Consider the following 25,796-nt stretch of genomic DNA (forward strand, 5'->3'; position numbering starts at 1 on the left):
CTGAGAGCTTCCATAGCGCCGACTACTTTTTCATGCTTTGTGGACAATTAAGCAGGCTGTAAGCAGGTCAAACAATCCGGCAACATTTCCGCTATATAAATGCGCCCATCCAAACCGGCGGACAGGCCGTGCCCGTACACGCCTTGTACCCGGCAACGCCCCACCAAGGTGCCCGAATCCGGATCGAACAAGGACAGACTGGCCGTTTGGTCACTAACTAACACCGTACCGTCTGTTTGCACAGCTACCGCCATGGGCTTGTGCATGGGGCGCAGCTCGCCCAGATAACGGCCTTGCGCATCCAGGTGCTGGACACGGTTGTTCTCCCGATCAGCCACCCAGACCGAGCCGTCGGCGGCACAGGCCAGCATATGGGGGGTGCTGAACTGCAAGGGACCAGAGCCCGGCGCGCCTAATGCCGCCAGCCATTGGCGTTGCGGGTCAAAGCGATGGACCACCGTATTGCCGTAGCCATCAGTGACCCATAAGCCCCCGTCGGCGCACTCGACCGCATGCGTGGGATGGTTGAAGGGCTCTTGCCAGCGAGGCTGCTCGGGTTTGCCCACACGCCATTGCTCATTGCCTTGGGCGTCCAGCGCCAGAACCTGATGCCCGTCCAGATCCGTGACCAGCACCCCACCTTGCGGCCGGGCGCTGATATGGTGCGGACACAGGATTTCCTCCAGGGGCCAGCGCGCCGACACCTGCCCATCCGGTGCCAGCACCAGCACGCAGGCCGGGCGACGCAGCAAGGCGGCGATGCGCCCATCAGCCAGCACCGCCACACTGGTGATACTGCTGATGTCCGCCTGAGTCCAGGCGCGCTCTACCTTGTAGCGCTGAGAACCCAGAGTTACGTAAGCCATTGCCATCTCCCTTCCCCCTTACATGGCGTTGGGCAAGACCATGACGATTTGCGGGAATATCGTCACCAGGGCTGTCGCCAGAACCAGCAACAGGAAAAACGGAAACGCCATGCGCACCAGCTCAAACAGATTGCGTCCGGTAATGCCCTGAATCACAAACAGGTTAAAGCCAATAGGCGGGGTGATCTGCGCCATTTCCACTGTCAGGATCAGGTAGACACCGAACCAGATTGGATCAATACCCGCCGCAATCACGGCAGGCAGCAAGACCGATGTGGTCAGGACCACAATCGAGATGCCATCCAGGAACGCACCCAGAATCACAAAAAACACAGTCAATACGGCAATCAAGGCGTATTGGCTCAGACCCAGGGAGCCGATCCAGGCGGCCAGATTCGCAGGCAGTCCGGTAAAGCTCATGGCACTGGTCAGGTAAGCGGCACCGATCAGGATGAAGGAAATCATGCAGGAGGTCCGTGCCGCCCCCAGCAAACTCTCCACAAAATTCTTCCAGTTAAGCGATCGTCCAAACGCAGCGATGACCAAAGAGCCGATCACACCCAGCACCGCGGCTTCGGTGGCGGTGGCGATACCGCCGTAGATCGAGCCGATCACCGCCATGATCAGCAGCACCACGGGCAAGAGCAAGCGCAGACGGCGAACTTTCTCGCCCCAGGTCAAGGTTTCGACATCAGCAGGCACACGGTCCGGGTGGCGCAAGGACCAGATCGCGATGTACAGCGAGAACAGGCACATCAGCATGATGCCGGGCAGCACACCCGCCACAAACAGGCGGATGATGGAAACCTGAGCAGCAACGGCATACACAATCATCACAATGGACGGTGGAATCAACAGGCCCAAGGTCCCTGCTCCGGCCAGGGAGCCAATGCTGATGCTGTCGTCGTAGCCGCGCGCTTTCAACTCGGGCAAGGAGATGCGCCCGATGGTCGCAGCCGTTGCCGCCGAGGAACCACTGACCGCGGCAAAGATACCGCAACCAAACGTGTTCACGTGCACCAGTCGCCCAGGCAAACGCTGTACCCACGGCCCCAGGCCGCTGAACATATCTTCAGCCAACCGTGTTCGATACAGAATTTCCCCCATCCAGATAAACAGGGGCAAGGCCGTCAAGGCCCAACTGGCCGAGGAGTCCCAGGCCTTGGTGGCAAAAATAATGCCTGCAGGCGCGTCGGCATACAGAAAGATAGACAAAATACCGCAAGCGATCAGAACCAGCGCCACCCACACGCCACTGGCCAGCAAGGCAAGCAGAACAACAAACAGCACTATTGCCTGAGATAAATCAGCCATGTTCAGTTGCCTCCAGTGTTTGACCTTGCGCCGCGTGCAGCAAGCGCCGCAACAACATCAGGGTCAACAATCCCAGACCAATCGGCATACCCAGTTGCGGAATCCACAGAGGTACCGCCACCATGCCCTGGGCCACTTCCTTGTAGATAAAGGACTCATAAACAAAATGAGCCGTCTCCCAAGTGCACCAGGCGGCCAGCACCAGACCAATCGTGGTGGCCAGCAGCTCGTACGGGCGATGCAAACGCTCAGGAATCACCTGCAGCAAAAGCGTGACGCGGATATGATCCCCGCGCAACATGGCATAAGGCAGCGCCAGGAAAATAGACGCCGCCATAAACCAGCCCGCAAAGTCATCCGAGGCGGGTATTTGCATGGAAAACAGGCGCGCCACAATCTGCGCAGTCACCACAACCCCGATCAAACACAGGAAGAATGCGGCCAGTGCGCCGCAGACTCTGGCCATACGCTCCAGAACGATCATGGACGCACCCCTTGCTTATGGTTGACGGTAAGCGTCAAGCAACTTCTGACCATCTGCACCGGCTTTCTTCAGCCACTCTTCGGTCATGGTTTGACCAATCGCGTGCATTTCGCTGGACAGTTTTTCGCTGAGATTACCCACTACCATGCCTTTATCCGCCATGGTTTGCGTCAACTTGGACGTTTGCTCGCGCGACATGGCCCAACCACGCTCCTCGGCACGTGCACCCGCATCCAGCACGGCTTTTTGCACAGTTTCAGGCAGGCGCTGGAAGGCGCGCTTATTGATGATCACAAAGCTTTGTGGAATGAAGACCTGGGCGTCGTAGTAATACTTCACGTAGTCCCAAGCCTGCGAATCCACCCCGGTTGCGGGCGAAGTCAGCATGGCATCAATAATGCCGGTAGAAAACGCCTGAGGCACTTCGGGTGTTTGCACCGTGGTGGGCACTGCTCCCATCAAGGAAACCAGGCGGCTGGTAGCGGGGCTGTAGGCACGGAAACGGACACCAGCCAGATCAGAGAGCTGCTCCACCGGCTTTTTGGTGTAGATGCCTTGTGGTGGCCAGGGCGAGCCATAGACCAGCACAATGCCTTGCTTGTCCAGACGCTCGGCCAGGAAGGGACGAGTGGCTTTCCACAGTTTTTCCGACTGATCGAAGGACGAGGCCAGGAACGGCACACTATCGACCTCGAACAAAGGATCTTCGTTGCCAATGGCCGCCACCAGCATTTCACCAGCCTGGACCACACCTTGCTGTACACCGCGCTTGACCTCGGGGCGCTTGAGCAGCACCGAGTTCGACTGCACGTTGATATTCAGTTCCCCGTTGGTGGCCGCCTTGATGTCTGCCGCAAACTCACGCGCGTTTTGCGTCAGGAAGTTGTTATCAGGCTGCTCGGTACTCATGTTCCAGTTGGTCGCCGCCTGCGCGGTGCCAGCCAGCGCCAGAACGCAAGCCATGGAAAGTAGTTTTTTGATCATGATGTCGCTTCTCCCAAGAATTGAGGTGATGGCCGCCTTATGAGCGGCTTGCATTCAGATCCCGTGACTGCAGATCCCACAACAAAGAAAACTCGGATACATCGTTGGTCGCCACCCCCAGATCCTGCTGCAAACGGGCAGCCAGGGTACGAGCGGCATTCAAGGTGGTCAGATCCGCCACCAGGTAGGGGTCCAGGCTGCGCTGCTGCGTATCCTCGGACGGCAAAGGGGTCGAAAGCTCTGGGTCTGGCGTCAGCACACGCAAGGCCAGCAGGCCATCGGTCTGTTCCAGATAGGCGGCACATTGACGTGCCAGGGCTTCCCGTTGAGCCACCTCCGGCACACGCACCAGCAAGACCACGGCCCCGGTGCCAACCCCTCCCAGCAAGGACACCACCATCACGCGCCGCTGGGTATTGCTCATGCGGGCAAAGTTGGTATTGGACCAATCCGTTTGCTGCTCAAAGGCCTTCTTGTATTCCGCCGTCCCAAAAACCCGCAGGGACTCGGTGCGATACAAGGCCAGATACTTGCGCCCGGCGCCTTGACGCACATAACGGCGCGACCATTGAAAACCCGGTATGGCAGCGCGTTCAGCCATGTGCTCGCGCTCATACCATTGATTGAAATCCTGCTCATGCTCTGGGGCGATGTCTGTCCAGATGAACAGTTCCCCCGGCGCATCACGATCAGTGTGAAAAGTAGCAGACACGACAGCCCTCCCGAATCAAGGTCATTGCACACTCTTTGTGGGAGTGTCCAACGGCTGCCAAGCAGATTCCAAACGGTTTATTTCAGCCTGGGGCAATAAGAAAAAGCGATCAGATCAAGCGAATGGCGCGGTATATAGATTATCAAGCAAGCCCACGCTCAGTACACATGCGCAGGCAAGGGGAAAACCCTCAAAGGCTAAATCGCGAAGACACGCGTATCTGGCGGGGGTAAAGCCAGGCCAGGATGCTGGGCAGCAAAATGGTGCATGCGCTCCAGCGCCACGCCAATCACCGCTTGAGCGGTCTGCGTTAAAGGGTCGGGCCGCCAACTGGCGACCAGGCGCAAATCAGGCAAGGCATGTTCGCAAACAATTTCCTGGTACAGACCGCTGTCCAGCTGACGGCTGACTGCCGCCAGGGGCAAGGTGGCAATGCAAGGCTGGGCTTCGATCAATTGCGTGCTGGCGGCAATTGAAGAAACGTAGTGAATCCGGGCCTGATCCACAGGCAAGGGCTCAAGCAGCTGCACCAAGGCCAGATGCGGCTGGGAACCACGAGGGAAGGTCACCAAAGGCCAGCGTTGCACCAGCTCCTGCAAACCGCTGCGTACCGGCATGGACTCATCGGCCATGCATACCCAGCCCATGCGCATGGAGCCCATGGGCAAGTTGCGTATGCCGTCCCCCATGATGGGGTCGGTCTGCAAGGCCACATCAATGGTGCCGCGCTTGAGCAGGTCGTGAAGGCGCAAGGTGGACTCGGCGGTCAGCTCAATTTCCAGTTCGGGGTAGAGCGCATGCAGCTGACGAATCAAATCCTTGAACCAGGTATGCACAATGGACTCGACCACGCCCAGGCGTACCCGACCACTCAAGCGGCTGGAACCTGCCAGAGCTTCACGTAAATCGTGCTCCATGCCCAGCATCTGCTCGGCGTACTGCATCAATTTTCGACCTGCGGGAGTCAGGCGTAGATCGCGGTGGCCCCGCTCGAACAGGGTTTTCTGGAACTCGGCTTCCAGGGCTGCAATCCGCCCCGACACGGCGGCTTGTGTCAGATGCTGCTTGTTCGCTGCCGCACGGAAACTACCCAAACGGGCAATCCAGATAAAGGTTTCTAAAAAGCGGATATTCATGCACCTGTCCTTTCAGGCTTCATCAGGGCGGCCAGATGATATTGGCTACGCAGCTCACCGGGAACGGACACGATCAGACCGGCACCATCACCCACAAAGGCCTGCGTGGGCAAAGCATGGCAATGGGACTGACCGGCGGCAATCCGCGCATGGCGCAACAAGGACACATGCGGGCGAAAACGACGCGGCGGCTGCGTCCAGCCTAAAGCACTCAGCTTGGCCCAGATCTCATCATGCCACTGCTGCAAGGCCGCCAGTGCCTGAGTTTGCGACTCGTCCGGCCCGGCCCACACTACCCTTGGTTTCTCGAATACATCCCGTATGGTCAGATCCAACTTGATCTGCGGCACCGTCCATTGCGCCATCTGTGTCGCCAAAGTCTGCAGATCCGACACACGGCTGCCGTCCAGAAACGCCAGGGTCAAGTGAAAGTGATCAGGCTGCATCATCCGCCCGCCATAAATCGCATGTGCGTGCAGCGCCTGCTCCGCCAGCCAGGCGCGGGTTTGCGCGTCTGGCCACCAGCCAATGAAAGCGCGAAAAACGTGTTCGGCACCTGACTGCTTCAGGTCCAGAATGGGCAAGGGAATCGTCATCAGCAAACCCTCAAACAAGGCAGATCAGAAAGCGGGGCGTCTAGCCTAGGCCCTGCACAGGCGACGCGCCAGATCGTACACAATATCCAGAGCCGGCAGTTGCGTGCGACCCGACAAACGCACCAAGGCATAGTGCCCGGACAAGGAAGAAGAAAAAAAGCCCAGCGGCACCAGATCACCGGCATCAATATCGCGCCGTACCGCCGCCAGCACACTCATCAAGACCATATCGCTATCCAGTACCACATCGCGCTGAATGCTGAAGCTATCACAACAAAAGCGTACAAAGCTGTCGGGATGGCCTTGGGCGCCAAACTCGGCAATCAGACGGTCAGTCAAATCATCACTGATCACGGAGCAGGCCACGGGATACTGGCTGATCGCAGCAAAGTCCAGCGACTCCAGCTGCAACAGCGGGTGGCCTTCGCGTACCAGCATATCGCCTTCCATGGCAGGCAAATACTCAATATCCAGGCCACGCACATCAGTCACCGCGCTGACGTCCAGCACCACCATATCGTAGTGTTCCCGGCGCAAACCTTCGATCAGTTCCAGCGTGCGGCCAATCACCGCGTCCACACGCAAACGCGGGTACTCGTCGAGCAGCGCCACCATGCACGGATGCAGCAAGACCGCGGCGGGGGTCGAACTTAAGCCCAAACGCAGACTGCCCGCGTCCTCGCCCTGCAGCAAGGCCAGCTCGCGCTGCAAGGCACGGCCTTCCTGCAAAACCCGGGGGGCTCGCTCCAGCAGTACCCGACCATAAGGCGTCAAGAAAATGCGCTGACTGCTGCGATCAAACAGCGGCACACCCAGCTCCTGCTCCAGAGCCTGAATGCTACGGCTCAAGGCAGACTGGCTTAAGTGGACAGCTTGCGCGGCCCGGTGAAACGTACCGTGTTCGCAAACGGCCACAAAGTGCCGCAGCTTGCGAAAGTCCATGCTTGTCCCCTTGCTGACGCTTGAACCGGCTTATGCACAGACCGCATCAACTTGATGATTTTTTGGCGTTTGAGCCGCGCATTGTACCTGCATAGAATGGCTTGGCCACTTGGATGGCCCTACAAAAACACCGGAGACAAACATGACTGATTCCCCAACGCCGCTGGGTACACGCCGCCGCTTTTTGAAAACCACCGGACTGCTGTCGCTGGCGGGTATGGCCCCTTCCCTGGGACGTCAGGCCTTCGCAAAAACCGCTCCCGGTCCGGGCACGGCTCAAGATATCATCATGGCCGACGCGTTGACTCTGTCGGGCTGGATCGCACAACGCCAAGTCTCCTGCCGCGAAGTGATGGTGGCCTATCTGGACCACATCGACCGTGTGAACCCCAAGGTCAATGCCATTGTGTCCCTGCAAGAACGCAGCGGCCTGCTGGCCCAGGCCGACAAGCGCGATCAGCAACTGAAAGCAGGTCAGTACATGGGCTGGATGCACGGCATGCCCCAGGCACCCAAAGATCTGGCGGCCACGGTCGATATTGTCACCACCAGCGGTTCACCGATTTTCAAGGACTATCTGCCCAAACAAGATGCCATTGTCGTGGAGCGCGTGCGGCAATCCGGTGCCATTCTGATCGGTAAAACCAATACCCCGGAATTTGGCCTGGGGTCGCATACCTACAACTCCGTGTTCGGTACCACCGGCAATGCCTACCAGCCCGATCTGTGTGCTGGCGGCAGCAGTGGCGGGGCCGCCGTCGCCCTGGCCACCCGCATGTTGCCCGTCGCTGATGGCAGCGACATGATGGGCTCCCTGCGCAACCCCGGTGCTTTCAACAACGTCTACGGCTTTCGCCCCTCCCAAGGCCGCGTGCCCTATGGCCCGTCCTCCGAAGTGTTCTTCCAGCAAATGGGCTACGAAGGCCCCATGGGCCGTACCGTGTCCGACCTGGCCATGCTGCTGTCCACCCAGGCCGGTTTCGATGCTCGCGCCCCGCTTAGCATCGGTCAAGACCCACAACAATTCGCCGGGAAACTGCAACGCGACTTCAAAGGCACCCGCATTGGCTGGCTGGGCGACTACAACGGTTACCTGCCTATGGAAGCCGGCATCCTGGACCTGTGCCAAAACGCATTGAAGAGCTTTGAAGCCATAGGCTGCACCGTTGAAGCGGCCCAGCCCGACTACTCCATGGAGCAGCTATGGCAAACCTGGCTGACGCTGCGCCACTTCACCGTAGCCGGAAGCGCACAGAGCCTGTACGCCAAACCGGAACTGCGCGCCCAAATGAAGCCTGAGGCGATCTGGGAAGTAGCGGGGGGCCTGAACCTGAGCGGGGCGCAGGTCTATCAAGCCTCCATCAACCGCAGCAAATGGTACGAAAGCCTGCGCAAGCTGTTCCAGACCTACGACTATCTGGTGCTGCCTACCGCCCAGGTCTTCCCCTTTGCTGGCACCACCCACTGGCCTGGCGAAATCGCCGGGCGCAGAATGGACACCTACCACCGCTGGATGGAAATCGTGATCGGCGGCTCTCTGGCAGGGCTGCCCGTCATGAACGTGCCTGCCGGCTTTAACGAAGCCGGATTGCCCATGGGCTTGCAGATCATGGGCCCTGCACAGGCCGACATGGCGGTGCTGCAACTGTCCTACGCCTATGAGCAGGCCACACAGTGGGTGCAAAAACGTAAACCTGCCTTGCTGACTTAAACAAATCTGATTACACACCCTCTATTTACAAAACCTGACGTTTTTAACTGTTTCAAAAACGCAAAACGATAGACGCCTAAAAACTCCATACCTAAGATAAGCAGAGCGGTCCGAATCCCAGACCGACAAACACAGAACAGGAGTAGCACGATGGGTATTATCTCCATGATTATTGTGGGCTTTATCGTAGGCTTGCTGGCACGAGCCATCATGCCTGGCGATCAAAAAATGGGATGGATAATGACCACCATCCTGGGTATTGTCGGCTCCTTTGTCGCAGGCTACCTGGGACAAACCATGGGCTGGTACGTGCCTGGTGAAGGCGCAGGCTGGATCGGTTCCATTGTGGGTGCCATCATCGTCCTGTTTATCTACGGACTGGTCAGCAAGAAAGCGTAAAACGCCGTATAAATACAAAACAGCAGCCTTGCAGCTAATGTGATTGGCGATCCGAAACATCACCACACACGGCTGCAAGGCTGCTACACAACCATTTGCTAGTCTGCATGAGGCTCGATTCGCCGATACCTGTCGATACGCGACTCTGACTCACAGAAAAAATAGACAATAAGTCATTGACCGCCAGCGCGTGAACACAAAAAGCCTGACGCTCCCGGAGCCAGTCATGCCCTACACCATCACCTTGAGTCGCATTTACGACGCCGTCCATGAGCCTGCCGGCAAAGCGGCCCGGGTACTCACAGACCGCCTCTGGCCACGCGGCCTGAGCAAAGGCGAATTGGGCGACATCCAGTGGCTGCACGAGGCCAGCCCCACAAGTGAATTACGCAAAAGCTTTCATAAGGACGATATTTCGCCCGAGCAATTCCAGCGTCGCTATCAGGAACAGCTAGAGCATGATCCTGATTCCTTGCTCTCCTTGATGAAGCTGGCTCGCAAAGGCGAACTGCAATTGCTAACCGCCACCCACGACCCGCAAACCTCGTACCTGACGGTGCTCAAACAGGCTGTGATTCAGGCTTTGCTTGAAGAAGATCGCATACACGACGGCAATGAACCCAGCTCGCCGGTTTGCTATGCGCACTTAATGAAAGATGAAAAGAAATAAGCCGGGGTTTGTTATTCCTGCGCCTGCCCGACAGCGTTAGCATTCGGCCCATTACGCGCCCCCAGCAAACGCTGCACCAAGCTCTGCACACACGTCTCCCGCCGCGAATCCGGCGCATAGTCTGAACGCAAGGTAGACCAGGTCGGATGTATCCGTGCCTGCGCCAGTTCCTCCGGCAGGCCTTGCGCCCGCCAGACATTCAATTCCCGCTGCAAGGCCTGATCGAAATTCTCGGCATCAATCTCGCCCAGGCGAATCGGCGTCTGTGCGGCATGACCGCGCCGCTCCAAAGCCGCAATCAAGCTTAGCTGCCGCACAGCCAGCAAACGCAGCACGGCATCATCCACGCTAAGTTCCGTCTCGCCCCGCAACTTGCCCATCAAACGCTGGCCCCACTTATCCGCGCCTTGCCACAAACCACCGGCCAAGGCGCCCAGCACCGTCCCGGTTCCCAGGCTCAGGCCACCTGTCATCACATCCAGCGTGGCGCCTGCCATGGCACCTGCGGCCACACCCTTGCCCAACTGCACGCCAAATTCCTTCAAAGCCTGGGGATCAAACAAGTCCATGCCCCAACGGCCGCCCTCGAAATGCAGCAAATCCGCCACTACATCCTGACGGCCAAAGCTGTAGCGCTTGAGCAAAGCCTGCACACTCTTGGCCTCGCGGGCCAACACCGGCTCCCTTAGCTGCTGTGCCGCCAGCTCCATGGACTCCTTGTCCGAGGGTGTACTGACACGCCAGGCCGCCACATCAATCAACAGCTCTGCCAGCAAGCGCAAGGCATCCCGACGCCGCAATACTGCCTGCTGCGCCAAATCCACCTTCAACTGCTGCAACACCCCCGCATGCGTCTCCAGCAGCACCGCCAGCTTGTCGTACAGCAAGGCCTCGCCATCCAAAGCCGGTGCCACCGTATCGAATTCCGCCAAGGCATGCAGGCCCAAGCGTGCCAAGGCACTGCGCCATTCCTGCACCCGCGCCTGCGGACTACGAACGAAATTGAGTACAGGCAGCAAAGGCCGCCCGCTATAGGCCAGCAAGGTCAGCTCGTCCTTATGCTTGCTCAAGACCGGATCGCGCGCATCCACCACATACAAGCCTGCATCGCAGGATTGCAGCTTGCGCAACACGCGCGCTTCTTGCTCGAAACGGCCCTGTGCCGCTGGGGATTCCAGAAAACGACGTACCCGCTCTGGCCCATCAATACGTTCACCGGCTTGGCTGAGCTGATCCATGAAGTCCAGCAAGGCCATGCTGTCTTCCAGACCAGGAGTGTCGAACAACTCCACCAAAGCCTCGCCGTCCACCGTCAGCCTGGCGCCTTCCACATGCCGTGTGGTGCCAGGGCTATTGCTGACCTGACCGAACTCCGTGTCCCGTGTCAGGGTACGCAGCAAAGAGGTCTTGCCCGTATTGGTGTGACCCACCACCGCCAGCGTCAAAGCCGCAGCACTCATGATGGCTCCTTCAAAGACAAGTCAGGCCATTGATCGTGAATCTGCCCAGGCGCAAAGCCTGCCGCCACCAAACGCTCATGCCAGCTACGACGGCGCGTTTGATCCGGATCGGCCATGGCTTCATCCAGCAACACCACATCGGACTGCTGCGCCAATTGTGCCCATTCAACCAGCGTTGCCACCACCCCGCGATCCGGCGTCTGAGCGGCATCACAGACCATCAACAAATGACGAGGGCTGGCAGACTGCAAGCGGCCCAGAATATCCAGACGCTCGGCCCGCGAGTCCACCCGCCCCAGATCCTGCATCTGCGCCTGCATGAAAGCAGGGGGCCAGCTATGTTCTGGTGGCAACTCCAACCCCACCACACACAGTGCATTGGCCGCCAAAGGCGTGCTTGGCTGGTTTTGAATGCGCGCCACTCTGTCGGGCGACGCCAATTCATCCACACCCGTCGGCTCGCTAACGGGCATCAAACGAGGACGCAGCTCTGCCAAACCCGGCAAGCTGTCGTCCAGACTCAAGCGAGCCGTGTGCTTACGCCATTGCCACAGGCTCCAGGCCAAAGCCAGCACACGAGGCAGCAAACCATAAGTCACCACCGCGCCCAATAACCAGCTGGACCACAGGGCCTGAGCCTGGGCGTCCAGCATTTGCAGGCCATCGCTGCTACGTATGGTGAGGGTATCGGGCAGGGCAAAGCCCAATAAGGAGGGCAGGACGCCCAGGCCTTCAACCAGCCAGACAAAGGTATCCGGCGTCAAAAGCGTGGTTTCCCAATTGAAGTGGTAGCGGCGTGAAGCCAGCAGTAACAGCAGGGTGCTCAGAGCCGACAAAAAGGCCAACACCCACAAGCTATGGCTGATCAGGCCTGCTAGCCAGGACTGGCTGCCCCGGCGCGCCAGCACGGCGGCAAAAGCCTGGGGAACCAGACTGGCATCGCCTTTGACGAAGCGGCGACTGAGCCACCACCAGGCATCCCCGGCCCAACTGCCTGTGCCGCTACTTTTGCCCGACCAGGCCAGGCTGAACAGCCAGAAAATAAAAGTCAGTATGTGCAGACCCAGCAACGCACCCAAAGCCGTCACTACATTCACGGCTCGACTGCCATCGCCCAATGCACCCGCGGCTGTACCGGCCCCGGCCAGCAAGGCCAGCACCGCCATGGCAATCAATAGAAGGCGGGCAACACGCCACCAGCGCGTCCAGGCTTGTTCCAGCCCATCGCGTCGCGCCAGCGCCAAGGCCCGAGCCGACACACGTTGGGCAAAGGAGCCGCCTGCCGCCCGCGCACGGCGCGATTCAGACAGGTCTTCAACAGGCCCCCACAGGGTCTCGCGCAAACGTATGGCTTCAACCAGAGTTTGCTGCTGCCAGGAGCCGACGGATTCAGACGGTTTCATGGCACTGGCCATCACTTAAAGAAGTACAGGTTCGTCAGGCAAGGCATTGACTGCCGCCACGCCTGGAGTCTGCGCCGGAGCGCCTTGTTGCAAGACGGTTTCAATCGCGCTGACAGCGGCCAGCAAACCAGACAAATACTCACGCGAAGCCAGATCTTTTTCCAACTGCTGACAGATCTGTGCCCATTGAGCCTGATCGGCCTTGATGCCCCGGTCTGCAATGATGTGGATACGGCGCTGACCCAAGGCCAGATACAGCAAGACGCCGGAGTTCAAGGGTGTGTCCCAGACACGTAAACGACCGAAGACTTCAAGGGCACGCTGGGCGCTATCGGCTTCATGGGCGGGCAAAACCGCTTCAATCGCCACGACCAGTTCACCACTATGGTTCTCTTCACCCTTGCGGATCTGCTCAGCCAGATGGCCCAACATTTCGGCATTGAAATGACGACGGCGCAGCCATTGGCCTTGCACCGATGCCCAACCCGACAATTCTTTCCAATTCACACTCATGTCGCTCCCCTGTGGCCTTACCAACTACCGGAAGCGCCACCGCCTCCGCTACCGCCACCACCGCCGCCGCTGCCTCCGCCAAAACCGCCGAAGCCACCACCACTGCTGCCACCATTCCCGCCAAAACCACCGGAGGAATAACCGCCCAAGCCGCCAATGACACCACCCCGGCGCGAGGCACGCCCGGAACTGGACTTGCCGCCTGCCCCAAAGAGTCGGCCAATCATGCTCAAGCCTGCACCGACAACAGCGGCAAGCAGGGCCAGGCCAATACTGCCCGACACCACCAGCGTGAACACACCAGCAGCAAAGGCGGCAAACAAAGGCGAAGCAAAAAATACAATCGCGCCTACAGCCAGCAAAGGCTCCCAGAACACACCTTCTTCACCCGACGAGGTGACAGGGGCATTTTTAGGAGGAGGGGGAAGCTCTTCGCCGTTGACCAGACCCACCAGACTATCGGCTGCGGCCTGGATACCGGCATAGAAGTTGCCTTCGATAAAACGAGGCGTCATCTGTTCGCGGATGATGCGCCCCGCCTGCAAGTCCGTGACCGCGCCTTCCAGACCATAGCCGGTCTGGATACGCATGCGGCGATCATCCTTGGCCACCAGCAGCAAGATGCCATCGTCCACTTTCTTGCGGCCAATTTCCCACTGATCAAAGACACGCAACGCGTATTGTTCGATGGTTTCTTCGCCCGTGGTAGGTACCATCAGAATCACGACCTGCGCGCCCTTTTCCTGCTCCAATGCTTTGAGCTGCTGGTTCAGGGCGTCTTTTTGATCCTGGCTAAGGGTGCCCGTGGTATCCGTTACCCACCCCGCAATGGCAGGAACAGGTTCAGGTTTGGCCTGCGCCTGCGTCCAGGGCCAGCACAGCAATAACAAGGCCATCAACAAACCACAGGCCCAGACCAGCCTGCCAGAACGTGCAGACCCAGGCCCAGCAGTCAGTGCAAGATCGTGCACGTTCATGACTCCACCTCCAGAATTAATCAATACCCAGCAGGAGCGGGGGTCGCAGGAATATCAAACTTGACCTCGGGGTCACGCGTGATTTCGCTCTGACGATCCACACCGTAGTTTTCCTTGACCTTGTAGCCAAACAGCTTGGCGGTAATCAGGGTAGGGAACTGACGGATGAACAGGTTGTATTCCTGCACCGTCTGTACATAACGGCCGCGTTCGGTGGCAATACGGTTTTCCGTGCCTTCCAGCTGCGTCATCAAGTCGCGGAACAGGCCATCGCTTTTCAGTTGCGGGTAGTTTTCCGACACGGCGATCAAACGCGATAGCGCCGAAGACAACTGATTCTGGGCTTCCTGGAAGCGAGCCATCACTTCGGGGTTGTCCAGATCATCCACTTTCATCTGAATGGTACCGACCTTGGCGCGCGCCTCGGTAACCTGCGTCAGCACCGCGCGCTCGTTCACCATATAGGCATTGACCGAGCTGACCAGCTTGGGCACCAGTTCGGCGCGGCGCTCGTATTGATTCAAGGTTTGCGACCAAGCGGCCTTGACCTGCTCGTCCAGGCGCTGGATCTCGTTATACCCACAACCCGACAGCAAAACCGCCACGCTGCTGATAAAGACCCATCGTATCCATGATGTCATGATTTTTTTCCTGCAAAAATAAGCAGATAAACAACAAAAACGGGTTACGACCCATTTGCTCGGGCACGTGCCAAACAGAGCCCGGCGGTCCGTGCACGCCAAGCGTAAACCGCGTACCGCAGCATAACAAGTACGTCTATGGCGGCGCTTAACAATTTCTGTCAAATCCGGCAGGGCAATCCGCCTGACCGTTTACGTTTGAAGCAGGTTGTTTTAACGCTACCGCTCAAAATGATACAAGATGGTCAATGAGGATTTTTACTAATTTCACGCTATAATGGCAGATTGCGCAGCGCACCAATCACTGCGCCTCTTGCAGCAGGCGGCGTTCTTGCCCCTGCCGTGGCATTGTCGCCATAACAAAACACCTTAGCCTGGATTGGTAGGGCCCCAAAGAGGGCTTTTGGGCTAGTCACTGGAAAATTCTTGGACTCTCAAATCACTTTTGCCTCTCTTGAGCTGGCAGAACCTCTGTTGCGTGCTGTAACCGACGCAGGCTATACCCACCCCACCCCTATTCAAGCCCAGGCCATCCCCAAGGTCATTGAAGGTGGCGACCTGTTGGCTGCCGCTCAAACCGGCACCGGCAAGACCGCAGGCTTTACCCTGCCTATCTTGCACCGTCTGCTGAACAACCCTCAGCAAAACCGTAAACCAGGCCGCCCACGTGCGCTGATCCTGGCCCCTACCCGTGAACTGGCCGCCCAGGTTGAAGAATCGGTACGTTTGTACAGCCAGCACACCCGTCTGCGCTCGATGGTCATGTTTGGTGGCGTGAACATCAACCCCCAGTTCCATGCGCTGCGCAAGCCCTTGGACATTCTGGTGGCTACTCCTGGCCGTTTGCTGGACCACGTGCGTCAACGCACCGTGGACCTGACCGGCGTGGAAATCCTGGTACTGGACGAAGCCGACCGCATGCTGGACATGGGCTTTATCCGCGACATTCGCAAGATCATCAGCCTGATGCCGGTTGATCGCCAGACTCTGCTGTTCTCGGCGACTTTCTCGGACGAAATCCGTGAACTGGCCCGTGGTTCGCTGAACAACCCTGACGAAGTGGCCGTTGCTGCCCGCAACACCACCAACGAACTGATTACCCAGCAAGTGATTCTGGCTGACCAGGCACACAAGCGTGATCTGCTGAGCCACATCATCCGCGAAAGCGGCTGGAACCAGGTTCTGGTGTTCTGCCGCACCAAGCACGGTGCCAATCGTTTGGCCGAAAAACTGTCCAAGGACGGTATGGCCGCTGAAGCCCTGCACGGCAACAAGAGCCAGGCGGCTCGTACCCGTGCGCTGGCCGGCTTCAAGAACGGCAAGGTTGTGGTACTGGTTGCCACCGACATCGCCGCACGTGGTCTGGACATTGATCAACTGCCTTACGTGGTCAACTTCGAACTGCCTAACGTTCCTGAAGACTACGTTCACCGCATTGGCCGTACTGGCCGTGCCGGTAGCGAAGGCGTGGCTCTGTCGCTGGTGGATCGCAGCGAAATGCGTTTACTCAAGCAGATCGAGCGCATGACCCGCAATCCTATCGAACGCATCGTGGTGGAAGGCTGGACGCCTCCTTCGCGCGCCGCTCTGGCTGAAGAAGCCAAGGAAGACACCTACGCAGAGCGCCGCTTCAACAGCGCTCCTGGCGCTCGTGCTCCTGGTGCCCGTCGCCCTAACGGTGGTGGTCAAGGTCGCTCCGCTGAAGGCCGTGGTGGCAATGGCGAAAGCCGTCCGCGCCGTCCTGGCAACGACAACCGCCCACGTCGCAGCGCCGCTCCTGGCGGTGCAGGCGGTGGCGCAGCCCGTGCTGGCCAAGGTCGCCCCGGTGGCCGTCAAGACAGCCGCGGCCCGAACCGCAGCAACCGCAGTTCCGCACAAGCCAAAGCCTAAACCCTGCAAAGGGACTGTGCCTGCCAAAGGCGGGCACAGCGCCCGCCTTTGAACCGAGCACACCATGGCACTGAGCACCTGGCTCGCCTTTTTTGCGGCTTCCTGGGTTATTTCGTTTTCACCTGGCCCAGGTGCGATTTCCTCCATGTCCTCCGGCCTGAAATACGGCTTCAAGCGTGGCTACTGGATGGCTATAGGCCTGAATATCGGGATCATGATCCAGATATTCATCATCAGCCTGGGATTGGGCCAAGTCCTGGCGCGCTCGGAACTGGCGTTCACCACGCTTAAATGGTTGGGTGCCGCCTACCTGATTTATCTGGGCTGGAAGCAATTGCGCACCGACGCCATGCCGGTGCAGGTCACAGGTCAGGAACCCAGCGACTTTCGTATTCGCGATTTGTTGATACGGGGTTGCCTGATCAATATCACCAACCCCAAGGGTCTGGTATTTTTGCTGGCCATCATGCCCCAGTTTCTGGACTTGAATCGGCCCATGCCGCTGCAATACCTGCTGATCGCCATGACCCTGTGCTTTACGGATCTGGTGGCCATGGGTTGCTACACGTCGCTGGCCGCTCGCATGTTGCATTTGCTGCGTCAGGCCAGCCATGTCCGGCTGCTGAACCGCGTGTTCGGTTCGCTATTTATTCTGGCAGGGACGGTATTGGCCAACGTGTCGCGTTAGCCTTGTGCACGCATCAGCTTGCCCCCAAGCTCTGCTTTACGGATAATTCGCTCACTGTTTTCCACGCGCCAGACTGGCGCTGCCACAAGGATTTTCAATGTCGTCCGGTGACATACGCTCTGAAGTCAAGAAACGCCGCACCTTTGCCATTATTTCTCACCCTGACGCGGGTAAGACCACACTGACAGAAAAACTGCTGTTGTTCGCGGGTGCGATTCAGATTGCAGGTAGCGTCAAGGCCCGTAAAGCCAGCCGTCACGCCTCCTCGGACTGGATGGAAATTGAAAAGCAACGTGGTATTTCGGTGGCCTCCTCGGTCATGCAGATGGAATACCGCGACTGCGTGATCAACTTGCTGGACACCCCCGGTCACCAGGACTTCTCCGAAGACACCTACCGTGTGCTGACCGCCGTGGACGCCGCCTTGATGGTGATTGACGCGGCCAACGGTGTGGAACCGCAAACCATTCGCCTCTTGCAAGTGTGCCGGGCCCGCAATACGCCCATCATCACTTTCGTGAACAAGCTGGACCGCGAAGTTCAAGAGCCGCTGGATGTGCTGTCGGAAATCGAATCGCACCTGGGCATGGAAGTAGTGCCGTTTTCCTGGCCTATCGGGATGGCACGTCGCTTTGGCGGTGTGTTCAATCTGCGCGCCAATCATATGCGTGTGTTCAAGCCCGGTCAGGAACGTCATGGCGAGGATGAAATCATCCCCGGCCTGGACAACCCTGTGATTGCCGAACGCTTTGGCGAGCCCTTTGCAAAGGCTCAGGAAGAAATCGAGCTGCTCAATGCTGCAGCGCCCGAATTCGACCTGGACCTGTTCTTGCAAGGCAAGCAAACTCCTGTGTTCTTTGGTTCGGCCATCAATAACTTCGGTGTGCAGGAAGTGCTGGACGCACTGGTTGACCTGGCGCCTGCTCCTGGCCCACGCGCCGCCTTGCAGCGCGAAGTACAGCCCGATGAGCCCAAGTTCAGTGGTGTGGTGTTCAAGGTGCAAGCCAATATGGACCCCGCCCACCGCGACCGTGTGGCCTTTGTGCGCGTCAGCTCCGGCCATTTCAAGCGCGGGATGAAACTGAAAGTGTCGCGTACCGGCAAGGAAATCCGCCCCAATAACGTGGTGTCCTTCCTGTCGCAACGCCGTGAACTTCTGGACGATGCCTTTGCTGGCGACATTATCGGTGTGCCCAACCACGGCATCCTGCAATTGGGCGACGTGCTGACCGAAGGCGAAAACCTGCAATTTACCGGGCTGCCTTTCTTCGCCCCCGAACTGTTCCAGTCCATTGAGGTCAAAGACCCATTGCGCACCAAGCAATTGCGTACCGGCCTGACCCAGCTGGGTGAAGAGGGCGCCATTCAGGTGTTCCGTCCCCATATGGCAGGCGGCATGATGCTGCTGGGCGCGGTTGGCCAACTGCAGTTTGAAGTGGTGGCCCACCGCCTGAAAACGGAGTACGGTGTGGAAGCGCGCCTGTCGTCCAGCCGCTTCAATATGGCTCGCTGGGTAACAGCCAAAGACCCCAAGGACATGAAGAAGTTTATCGAGACCAACGCGGGCAATATTGCTTATGACGTGGTCGAGGCCACTGCCTTTTTAGCAAGCTCGCCTGCGCAGTTGCGCGTGGCTCAGGAGCTGAATCCGGGCATTGAATTCCACGCATTACGTGAACATGGTGGACACGTTTTCGGGGATGCCGTCTAATTCTGTCACAAGAGCAGGGCCGACATTTCGCTACAATGACGGCTCTTTTCTTTTAATTACGCGCATCCGGCCGACCGGATTGCCCCTGATTCAACCGAGACATCGCTTATGCCCTGGCGTTTTATCATTGCTGTCTTGCTGCTGGCCGCAGGTGCTTCAGTGTGGGGCGGCCTGGAACTGGGGAACTGGCTAATCGCGCACGGCCCTGAAAAGTCCATGGCGGTCAGCACCCCCGACCCGTCAGACTTGCCTACGCTTGATGCCGATGGCAAACCCTTTACCGCGCAACCGCCGCAGCCTTTACCCAATGGCCGCCTGGGAGTGCCGCAAGCACCCACACCGATCGCTTGGGAAATTGACACGTCTACGCTGACGGAAGAAAAGCCACCTATTGCCTTGGCCACCACGTCCATTTCGCTGGAGCAGGCCATTCAAATTGCCATGACCGAGCAGAACCGGGAGTTGCAAGGGATTGCTCGTGTAAACCTGGGTGGCTCCGAGCCTATCCAGCCGGTAGATATAGGCACGCCCCCACCACCGCCACCACAAGATATTCAAGTGGCCGGCAACAATAACGGTGCCTGGCAGGCACAGCTGCAGCAAGAGTTGAATGCCTGTAGCCAAAAAGGCTTTTTCGATCGCCCAAGTTGTTCCTGGGATGCCCGCAACAAGTACTGCGGTCCGAACAATGCCTGGGGCAAGGTGCCTGGCTGCCCAAGCAAGTCCTTCTAAGCTGTCTGTAGTCGCTTCCCAGGCTACGCTGCCTTTGCAATTGAAGGCTTCGTTTCCAGAGCAGGAAGCTGCCAAGGACAATAAAAAAGCACCCGTTAGTAACGGGTGCTTTTTTTGGTCTGACCAAACAAAGACTTATTCGTGGTCGCCCATCTGCGATTGCAGGTAGTTTTGCAGGCCCACTTTTTCGATCAGCTCCAGCTGTGTACCCAGCCAATCGATGTGCTCTTCGGTGTCGTCCAGAATCTTCAAGAACAAATCACGCGACACGTAGTCGCGGGTGGACTCACAGTACTCGATAGCCTCTACCACGGTCTGACGGGCAGCCTGTTCCAGCTTCAGGTCACAGCCCAACAGTTCAGGCACGTTCTCACCGATCATGATCTTGTGCATGTCCTGCAGGTTGGGCAGGCCGTCCAGCATGAAGATACGTTCGATCAGCATATCGGCGTGCTTCATCTCGCCGATGGACTCGTCATACTCGTGTTTGCCCAGCTTGTTAAAGCCCCAATGGTTCAACATGCGAGCGTGCAAGAAGTATTGATTGATTGCTGTTAGTTCGTTCTTTAGCTGCTTGTTCAGATGCTGAATTACCACTTTATCGCCAAACATGCTGTTCTCCTGTAAATCTGACGGCGCTCCCCCCAAGGAGCCGCCGAGCCCCCACAAATGCTGCTCACGCCACAGATCGCACTCAGGCGCGATGCAGGCAAAAACACAATGGGGGATGAATGTGACAGGCTACCATGCACGCATGTGCCATGGCTTAAAAAACAGCTAAACACCCAGAAAGCGTTGCACTTTTGGGTTAGTAACAGGACCAATAACAATCATTCCCACTAACAATAGCGGGAATGGAAAATCCTGATCAAAAACACGCGCTTAGGCGCGACAAACAAGACGGCCGAACTCAGGGGCAGGGATCAGGCTGTCGTTGGCAGCGTAATCCACCCGGGCGGTTTCAAGACTGGCAATCATGGTCTGATTGGCATAGCGTCCGCCGGGCAAATAGTCCTGAGCCGTCTCCGCGCAACAGCCACAGCAAGACGCCACGCCAAGCTGACCTTGCAGGTCTGCCAGGCTGGAAGCGCCGCCACGTACTGCTTCTTGTACTTGACGCTCGGTGATCGCGTTACATATGCAGATAAACATGAGAACTATTATTATCAAGAAACCTGAAAATATCAAGAGTCATTCTCATTAAGAACTGTCTTTCCTCGATATAGCCCTGGGAATGGCTTGCAGCCTGCCCTTGCGGTCTTGGCCTGAAAACGACAGTCGCATCAATTCTGCAATAGATGGTCCATCAACAAGCGCGCGGCGGGCGACAAGCTATAGCGGCTACGCACGCACAAGGCCACGCGACGTGAGGTCCAGGGCTCCTTGATCACGCACAAGGCCAGGCCCAGGCTTTGTACATAGGACTCGGCCACAGAACGCGGCAACATGCCAATTCCAAGCCCCGCCTCAATCATGCGGCACTGGGCATCGTAACTGGTCACCTGCACGCGGCAACGCCAGGTGCGCTCCAGTTCGCTGGCGGCACGTAACAGCAGCAAATTGGGGTGACTGCCAGTGTGCATCCCCACATAGTCGAAATCCAGCGTGTCGGCAAAGGCCAACTCCCCCCGTCCTGCCAAAGGATGGGTAGCAGGCACCAGCAACACCAGCTCGTCCTGGCGATAGTCGTAGTACTCCACCTCGGCACTGCCTACGCCTCGAATCAGTACTCCCAGATCAGCATTATTATCGGCCACCGCCTGGGCGACTCCAGCACTGATACGTTCCTCCAAGGACACCCGCACTTTGGGGTGACGCGCCATAAAAGAGCTCAAAGCCTGCGGCAAAAACTGCGTGATGGACGACAGGTTGGCCGCAATCCGCACATGCCCAGTGGCCCCGCCGGCAAAGTCGCGCATCAGCGCGCCCATGGCATCCATATCGTCCAGCAGGCGCTGGGACATGGCCGCCAATGATTTGCCCGCTGCCGTCGGATACACACCCTTGTTGCTGCGCTCAATCAGGGCTGCGCCCAGTTGCTGCTCCAGATCGCTCAGGCGCTTGCTGACCGCGGCAGGCGCAATATGAAACTGCTCGGCCGCCCCCGAGATGGTGCCGCGTTCCAGCACCAATAAAAACAGCCGTAAAGATTTGGGATCGATGTTCATAAGCCAGTATTCCATCCTAGGAAGGGCGGGTCGACAAGCACTCTGCCATCATCAATTGCGATAGCACCATCGCAATTTGACGCTGTACTCACGTCATTAGCGATGACAGACTACGCACATAATACGGAACCTGATTATTTAAGTCAGGAATAGAGAGTGAGGGGAGAAACAAGATGCGCGACAGCGACAATCTGAAAGGGGGCTTTGACGGCACCCTGCCCATGGGGCAACAGCCGGCTTTGGTCGTTATCGATTTTCAACGCGGCTTTACCGAGCCTGGCTTGACGCCACTGGCCTCGAACTGCGACAGCCAGATCGAACAAACCAACACCCTGATTCGCGCCATGCGTGGCAAGGGTCGCGTTATTTTCACCATCATCGGCTACGAAGCCCATCTGGCCGACGCCAATCTGTGGCTGACCAAGGCCTCGTCCTTGCGCTGCCTGCTGCGTGGTTCGACTGCCTGTGAGCTGGACCCACGGCTGGACTACGACCCCGAACAAGACATCATCCTGTACAAGACCCAGGCTTCCGCCTTTTACGGCACGCCGCTGCCCGCCTTGCTGGCCCATCAGGGCTGCGACATGCTGATTGTGGCCGGTGCCACCACCAGCGGTTGCGTGCGTGCCAGCGTGGTGGACAGCTTGCAGTCGGGATTTGCCCCGTTCGTGGCTGAAGATGCGGTGGCTGACCGCTCGGCAGCCCAACATCGCAGCAATCTGATCGATATGGCCAGCAAGTACGCCGAAGTCCTGCCCTCGGCAGACTTGATCGCTCATCTACACACGCTTTAAACGCGCAACAAAAAAAGAAACCACAGGAGACTCTCATGAAAAAAGCCCTGACAGCGGCGATGGCCGCCTGCACCCTGGCGCTGGGCATCTCGCCCGCCCAAGCCCAAGAAGTTGAGCTGACTTTCTCAACCTATTTGCCCCCGGCCTACGAATACGCCTGGAAACCCATCGAGAACTTCGTTCAGACCGTGGAAAAAGAAAGCCAGGGTCGCATCAAGATCAACGTGTTCCACTCCGGTCAGCTGTTCGATGGCTACGAGGAGCTGCCAGCCTTGTCGCGCGGTGACGTGGATATCGTCAACATGACCAGCACGTACCCCAGCGGCACCGTGCCAGCGCTGAACATCTTTACCCTGCCATTCCTGTTTGACAGCACGGCCCACCTGAAGCGTGCCCTGGATCAAGGTCTGTTCAAGCTGGGTGCCGAGCAGGAACTGCGTGACACCCACGATGCCGTGGTGCTGGGCCTGGCCCCTTGGGACCCGTACGAGTTTTACAGCCGCAAGGCACCGATCAACTCGGCCGCGGACATCAAGGGCAAAGTCTGGGCATCGACCAGCTCCATGGACGCACGCGCCCTGCAACTGCTGGGGGGCTCACCTACCGGCATGCCGTCTTCCGAGCTGTACCTGGCCTTTGACCGTGGCGTGATCGACGCCACCCCACGTCCCTTGCTAACCGGCATTGGCCGCAACCTGTATGAAGTGGCCAAGTACCTGTCCATCGCCAACTTCGGTATCGATGTGTCCGTGCTGACCATCAACCGCAAAAAGTGGGAATCCCTGCCACCTGATCTGCAAGAAATCATCAGCAAGGCCGCCCACCAGCGCGACGAAGAACAGTTTGAGCGCGTGAACGCCTTTGTAGGCCAGGCCCTGCAACGCTACGAGCAAGCCGGTGTGACCATCAATCGTGTTGAGCCCGCTCAACTGGCCGAAATGCGTCAGCAAACCCAAGCCGCCATTGATGAATGGAGCAAGCAGGTTGAAAACGGTCCCGCTTATCTGGAACTGATCGAAAAAACCCGCCAGCCCTGATCACGCGTGACTGCGCGCCGGACCACCAGCCGGCGCGCATCCCTCGTGTGGAGACACCATGAATCCACTTATTCATTTTCTGGGCGCATTTGCGCGCGGTAGCAACCGGCTCGCCATTCTGGTGGCCGAAGTTGCACTGGCCGCTCTGATGATTGCCTGCACCTACGGCGTCATTGCACGCTACGTCTTTAATAGCCCCAGCATCTACATCACCGAAGTGTGCGTGTACTTGCTGCTGGTCTGCTCCTGGCTGTCCATCGGCTGGGTTCACCTGGAAAACCGCCACGTCAGCGTGGAAGCCTTCCACATGCGCTTCTCGCCACGCGGCCAGCGCCTGGCCACCTGCATTTCGCAGCTGTGCATCTTGTTCTTCTGCCTGGTGCTGCTGTGGGCCGGTATTTCCGTGGTGGAAACCGCGATTGCCCGTAACTACCGCTCGGCCTCCATGCTGCGTTTCCCCCTGTGGATTGCCTACGGCATGATCCCATTGGGTGGCACCTTGCTGGGCCTGGCTGCTCTGCGCCAGCTGTTCATCCCGAACAGTGTGGAATCCAACGACAGCATCAAGGAGTTCTGACATGGATTCCATGCTCATTTTCAGCCTGATGATGGCCTGCTTTGCCATCCTGATGGTTATCGGCACCCCCATTTTTGCCGCACTGGGTGTCGCCAGTGTTTCCGGCATTCTGATGAAATCCGGCCTGGGCGGCCTGGACGTCATTCCCGCCACCTTGCACCGCGGCATGGCCAGCTATTCCCTGATCGCCATTCCGCTGTTCATTCTGATGGGTGAGGTCATCGCCCGCACCAGTATCGGCGGCAAGTTGTATCAGCTGTTCTATCTGTGGCTGAACCGCCTGCCCGGTGGTTTGGCTGTAGCCAGTGTGGGCAGCTCGGCCGTTTTCGGTGCCATGAGCGGGGTCAGCGTGGCGGGTGCCGCCACGATTGGTCGCTTTGCCATTCCAGAAATGCTCAAGCGTGGTTACTCGCCCAGCCTGTCTGGCGGCACGATTGCTGCGGCCGGTGCCCTGGCTTTGCTGATTCCACCCAGCATTGGCTTTGTGCTGTATGGCGAAATGGCTGACCAATCCATCGGCAAGCTGTTCATTGGTGCCTTGCTACCCGCCTTGATGGTCACCGTCATGATGGTGATCTATGTCGCTCTGGTTGCGATATTCAAACCAAAGTCCGCACCGCGCAATTCGGAAGTCGTTACCTGGGCACAGAAACTGGCCGCCCTGAAAGACATCTGGGCCGCTTCCTTGCTGATTCTGCTGGTGCTGGGCACGATCTATCTGGGTATTGCTACTCCGACAGAAGCGGCCGGCATTGGTGCTGCAGGGGCATTCATCATTGCCATTGCCTACAAGGAAATGAACTGGCGCACGGCCTTGCAGATTCTGCGCTCCACCGCCGTCACCAGTGGCATGATTTTGCTGATTCTGGCCGCCGCGCTGCTGTTTGGCTACATCATGACGCGTCTGATGATTCCGCAAAAGCTGGTCACGCTGATTACGGCTTCGTCTCAACCGGCGTGGGTCATTCTGATATTCGTTCTACTATTTCTTATTGTGATCGGCATGTTCCTGGATATTGTTTCTCTTATCCTGATCACCACACCTGTTTTACTGCCTGTTATTGTGGCGCTGGGCTACGATCCATTATGGTTTGGCATTGTGATGATTATTGCCTGCGAAATGGCCGTCATTACGCCGCCGGTGGGTTTGAACCTGTATGTGATCAAGGGCATTGCCCCACAAATATCGCTACAGCAGATTACACGCGGGGCTCTGCCCTTTGTGGCACTGGAAATTTTGGCGATTGTGATTTTGACAATCTTCCCCGAAATCATTCTTTGGTTACCCAGAACGCTTTAAAAAATAAAACCCGCTTCATGCGGGTTTTTTTATTTTCCATCCACGTTTTTTACGATGGCAGCATAATATTTGATTGCTTTTCTACTTTCTT

Annotated in this window: 27 protein-coding genes; 11 read left to right on the forward strand and 16 right to left on the reverse strand. The window is 57.9% G+C overall.

Annotated elements, in window-relative coordinates:
* Window positions 1–47 precede the first annotated feature (47 nt).
* From MID00_RS07120 to MID00_RS07155, 8 genes are all read right to left on the reverse strand, one after another.
* The gene (locus MID00_RS07120) at window positions 48–866 is read right to left on the reverse strand and encodes a PQQ-binding-like beta-propeller repeat protein (RefSeq protein ID WP_254500084.1); all 819 of its coding nucleotides are present in this window, start codon (window positions 864–866) and stop codon (window positions 48–50) included.
* Window positions 867–884: 18 nt separating this feature from the next.
* Window positions 885–2,180: a TRAP transporter large permease gene (locus tag MID00_RS07125; protein ID WP_250756467.1), complete on the reverse strand. Its 1,296-nt coding sequence runs from the start codon at window positions 2,178–2,180 to the stop codon at window positions 885–887.
* Complete coding sequence (locus tag MID00_RS07130; RefSeq protein ID WP_035268627.1) at window positions 2,173–2,664, reverse strand: TRAP transporter small permease; 492 nt, start codon at window positions 2,662–2,664, stop codon at window positions 2,173–2,175. The genes MID00_RS07125 and MID00_RS07130 overlap by 8 nt, the downstream gene beginning before the upstream one ends.
* 15 nt (window positions 2,665–2,679) lie before the next feature.
* A complete protein-coding gene (locus MID00_RS07135; protein ID WP_009460211.1) occupies window positions 2,680–3,648 on the reverse strand; it encodes a TRAP transporter substrate-binding protein in 969 nt (322 codons plus the stop codon).
* Window positions 3,649–3,685: 37 nt separating this feature from the next.
* A complete protein-coding gene (locus MID00_RS07140; protein WP_254500085.1) occupies window positions 3,686–4,360 on the reverse strand; it encodes a DUF4286 family protein in 675 nt (224 codons plus the stop codon).
* Between the two features lie 197 nt (window positions 4,361–4,557).
* Window positions 4,558–5,496 (reverse strand): LysR family transcriptional regulator, encoded by a 939-nt coding sequence (locus MID00_RS07145; RefSeq protein ID WP_009460222.1) that lies wholly within the window; start codon window positions 5,494–5,496, stop codon window positions 4,558–4,560.
* Window positions 5,493–6,092 (reverse strand): RNA 2',3'-cyclic phosphodiesterase, encoded by a 600-nt coding sequence (thpR, locus tag MID00_RS07150; RefSeq protein WP_250756465.1) that lies wholly within the window; start codon window positions 6,090–6,092, stop codon window positions 5,493–5,495. The genes MID00_RS07145 and thpR overlap by 4 nt, the downstream gene beginning before the upstream one ends.
* Before the next feature lie 45 nt (window positions 6,093–6,137).
* Window positions 6,138–7,034, reverse strand: coding sequence for a LysR family transcriptional regulator (locus tag MID00_RS07155; RefSeq protein ID WP_250756464.1), 897 nt, complete (start codon window positions 7,032–7,034; stop codon window positions 6,138–6,140).
* A gap of 142 nt (window positions 7,035–7,176) precedes the next feature.
* On the opposite strand from MID00_RS07155, the gene MID00_RS07160 reads away from it, so the two are divergent.
* The 3 genes from MID00_RS07160 (at window position 7,177) to MID00_RS07170 (ending at window position 9,814) form a co-directional block, all read left to right on the forward strand.
* Window positions 7,177–8,745, forward strand: coding sequence for an amidase (locus tag MID00_RS07160; RefSeq protein ID WP_254500086.1), 1,569 nt, complete (start codon window positions 7,177–7,179; stop codon window positions 8,743–8,745).
* Window positions 8,746–8,895: 150 nt separating this feature from the next.
* Window positions 8,896–9,144: a GlsB/YeaQ/YmgE family stress response membrane protein gene (locus MID00_RS07165; protein WP_009460226.1), complete on the forward strand. Its 249-nt coding sequence runs from the start codon at window positions 8,896–8,898 to the stop codon at window positions 9,142–9,144.
* A gap of 226 nt (window positions 9,145–9,370) precedes the next feature.
* The gene (locus MID00_RS07170) at window positions 9,371–9,814 is read left to right on the forward strand and encodes a DUF488 domain-containing protein (RefSeq protein WP_254500087.1); all 444 of its coding nucleotides are present in this window, start codon (window positions 9,371–9,373) and stop codon (window positions 9,812–9,814) included.
* 11 nt (window positions 9,815–9,825) lie between these two features.
* On the opposite strand, the gene MID00_RS07175 is transcribed toward MID00_RS07170, so the two are convergent.
* From MID00_RS07175 to MID00_RS07195, 5 genes are read right to left on the reverse strand one after another with little or no spacing between them, the layout of a single operon-like run.
* The gene (locus MID00_RS07175) at window positions 9,826–11,274 is read right to left on the reverse strand and encodes a DUF3482 domain-containing protein (protein ID WP_254500088.1); all 1,449 of its coding nucleotides are present in this window, start codon (window positions 11,272–11,274) and stop codon (window positions 9,826–9,828) included.
* Window positions 11,271–12,677 (reverse strand): DUF2868 domain-containing protein, encoded by a 1,407-nt coding sequence (locus MID00_RS07180; RefSeq protein WP_254500089.1) that lies wholly within the window; start codon window positions 12,675–12,677, stop codon window positions 11,271–11,273. Before MID00_RS07180 ends, MID00_RS07175 begins: the two co-directional genes overlap by 4 nt.
* Before the next feature lie 15 nt (window positions 12,678–12,692).
* Window positions 12,693–13,190: a TPM domain-containing protein gene (locus MID00_RS07185; protein WP_250756459.1), complete on the reverse strand. Its 498-nt coding sequence runs from the start codon at window positions 13,188–13,190 to the stop codon at window positions 12,693–12,695.
* 17 nt (window positions 13,191–13,207) lie between these two features.
* The gene (locus MID00_RS07190; RefSeq protein WP_254500090.1) at window positions 13,208–14,167 is read right to left on the reverse strand and encodes a YgcG family protein; all 960 of its coding nucleotides are present in this window, start codon (window positions 14,165–14,167) and stop codon (window positions 13,208–13,210) included.
* 20 nt (window positions 14,168–14,187) lie between these two features.
* Window positions 14,188–14,808 (reverse strand): LemA family protein, encoded by a 621-nt coding sequence (locus MID00_RS07195; protein WP_009460247.1) that lies wholly within the window; start codon window positions 14,806–14,808, stop codon window positions 14,188–14,190.
* Between the two features lie 426 nt (window positions 14,809–15,234).
* Between MID00_RS07195 and MID00_RS07200 the strand changes: the two genes are divergently transcribed.
* From MID00_RS07200 to MID00_RS07215, 4 genes are all read left to right on the forward strand, one after another.
* Window positions 15,235–16,698 (forward strand): DEAD/DEAH box helicase, encoded by a 1,464-nt coding sequence (locus MID00_RS07200; protein ID WP_009460248.1) that lies wholly within the window; start codon window positions 15,235–15,237, stop codon window positions 16,696–16,698.
* Window positions 16,699–16,762: 64 nt separating this feature from the next.
* Entirely contained in the window at window positions 16,763–17,386 is a 624-nt protein-coding gene (locus MID00_RS07205; RefSeq protein ID WP_254500091.1) for a LysE family transporter, read from the forward strand.
* Window positions 17,387–17,483: 97 nt separating this feature from the next.
* Window positions 17,484–19,097, forward strand: a complete 1,614-nt coding sequence (locus tag MID00_RS07210) for a peptide chain release factor 3 (protein ID WP_254500092.1) — start codon at window positions 17,484–17,486, stop codon at window positions 19,095–19,097.
* 108 nt (window positions 19,098–19,205) lie between these two features.
* Window positions 19,206–19,829: a hypothetical protein gene (locus MID00_RS07215; RefSeq protein WP_250756458.1), complete on the forward strand. Its 624-nt coding sequence runs from the start codon at window positions 19,206–19,208 to the stop codon at window positions 19,827–19,829.
* Window positions 19,830–19,964: 135 nt separating this feature from the next.
* Here the strand turns inward: MID00_RS07215 and bfr are convergent, their stop codons facing one another.
* The 3 genes from bfr to MID00_RS07230 all read right to left on the reverse strand — a co-directional run bounded on the left by bfr (window position 19,965) and on the right by MID00_RS07230 (window position 21,997).
* The gene (bfr, locus tag MID00_RS07220; protein ID WP_009460252.1) at window positions 19,965–20,441 is read right to left on the reverse strand and encodes a bacterioferritin; all 477 of its coding nucleotides are present in this window, start codon (window positions 20,439–20,441) and stop codon (window positions 19,965–19,967) included.
* Window positions 20,442–20,711: 270 nt separating this feature from the next.
* A complete protein-coding gene (locus tag MID00_RS07225; protein WP_223253970.1) occupies window positions 20,712–20,999 on the reverse strand; it encodes a (2Fe-2S)-binding protein in 288 nt (95 codons plus the stop codon).
* Between the two features lie 113 nt (window positions 21,000–21,112).
* On the reverse strand, window positions 21,113–21,997 hold the full coding sequence (locus MID00_RS07230; protein WP_009460254.1) for a LysR family transcriptional regulator: 885 nt from the start codon (window positions 21,995–21,997) through the stop codon (window positions 21,113–21,115).
* Window positions 21,998–22,170: 173 nt separating this feature from the next.
* Between MID00_RS07230 and MID00_RS07235 the strand changes: the two genes are divergently transcribed.
* Genes MID00_RS07235 through MID00_RS07250 form a run of 4 tightly spaced genes read left to right on the forward strand, consistent with a single transcriptional unit; the run spans window position 22,171 to window position 25,705 of the window.
* Window positions 22,171–22,791, forward strand: a complete 621-nt coding sequence (locus tag MID00_RS07235; RefSeq protein ID WP_009460255.1) for an isochorismatase family protein — start codon at window positions 22,171–22,173, stop codon at window positions 22,789–22,791.
* Window positions 22,792–22,826: 35 nt separating this feature from the next.
* Window positions 22,827–23,828, forward strand: coding sequence for a TRAP transporter substrate-binding protein (locus tag MID00_RS07240; RefSeq protein ID WP_009460256.1), 1,002 nt, complete (start codon window positions 22,827–22,829; stop codon window positions 23,826–23,828).
* A 58-nt stretch (window positions 23,829–23,886) separates the two neighbouring features.
* Window positions 23,887–24,405 carry a TRAP transporter small permease gene (locus MID00_RS07245; RefSeq protein ID WP_250756457.1) on the forward strand — a complete coding sequence of 173 codons (519 nt, stop codon included), beginning with the start codon at window positions 23,887–23,889 and terminating at the stop codon, window positions 24,403–24,405.
* Between the two features lies 1 nt (window position 24,406).
* Window positions 24,407–25,705, forward strand: coding sequence for a TRAP transporter large permease (locus MID00_RS07250; RefSeq protein ID WP_021447114.1), 1,299 nt, complete (start codon window positions 24,407–24,409; stop codon window positions 25,703–25,705).
* Window positions 25,706–25,796: the final 91 nt, after the last annotated feature.

Origin of the sequence: Alcaligenes sp. NLF5-7, assembly GCF_024266725.1 — a bacterium.
Taxonomy (GTDB): Bacteria; Pseudomonadota; Gammaproteobacteria; order Burkholderiales; family Burkholderiaceae_B; genus Alcaligenes; species Alcaligenes phenolicus.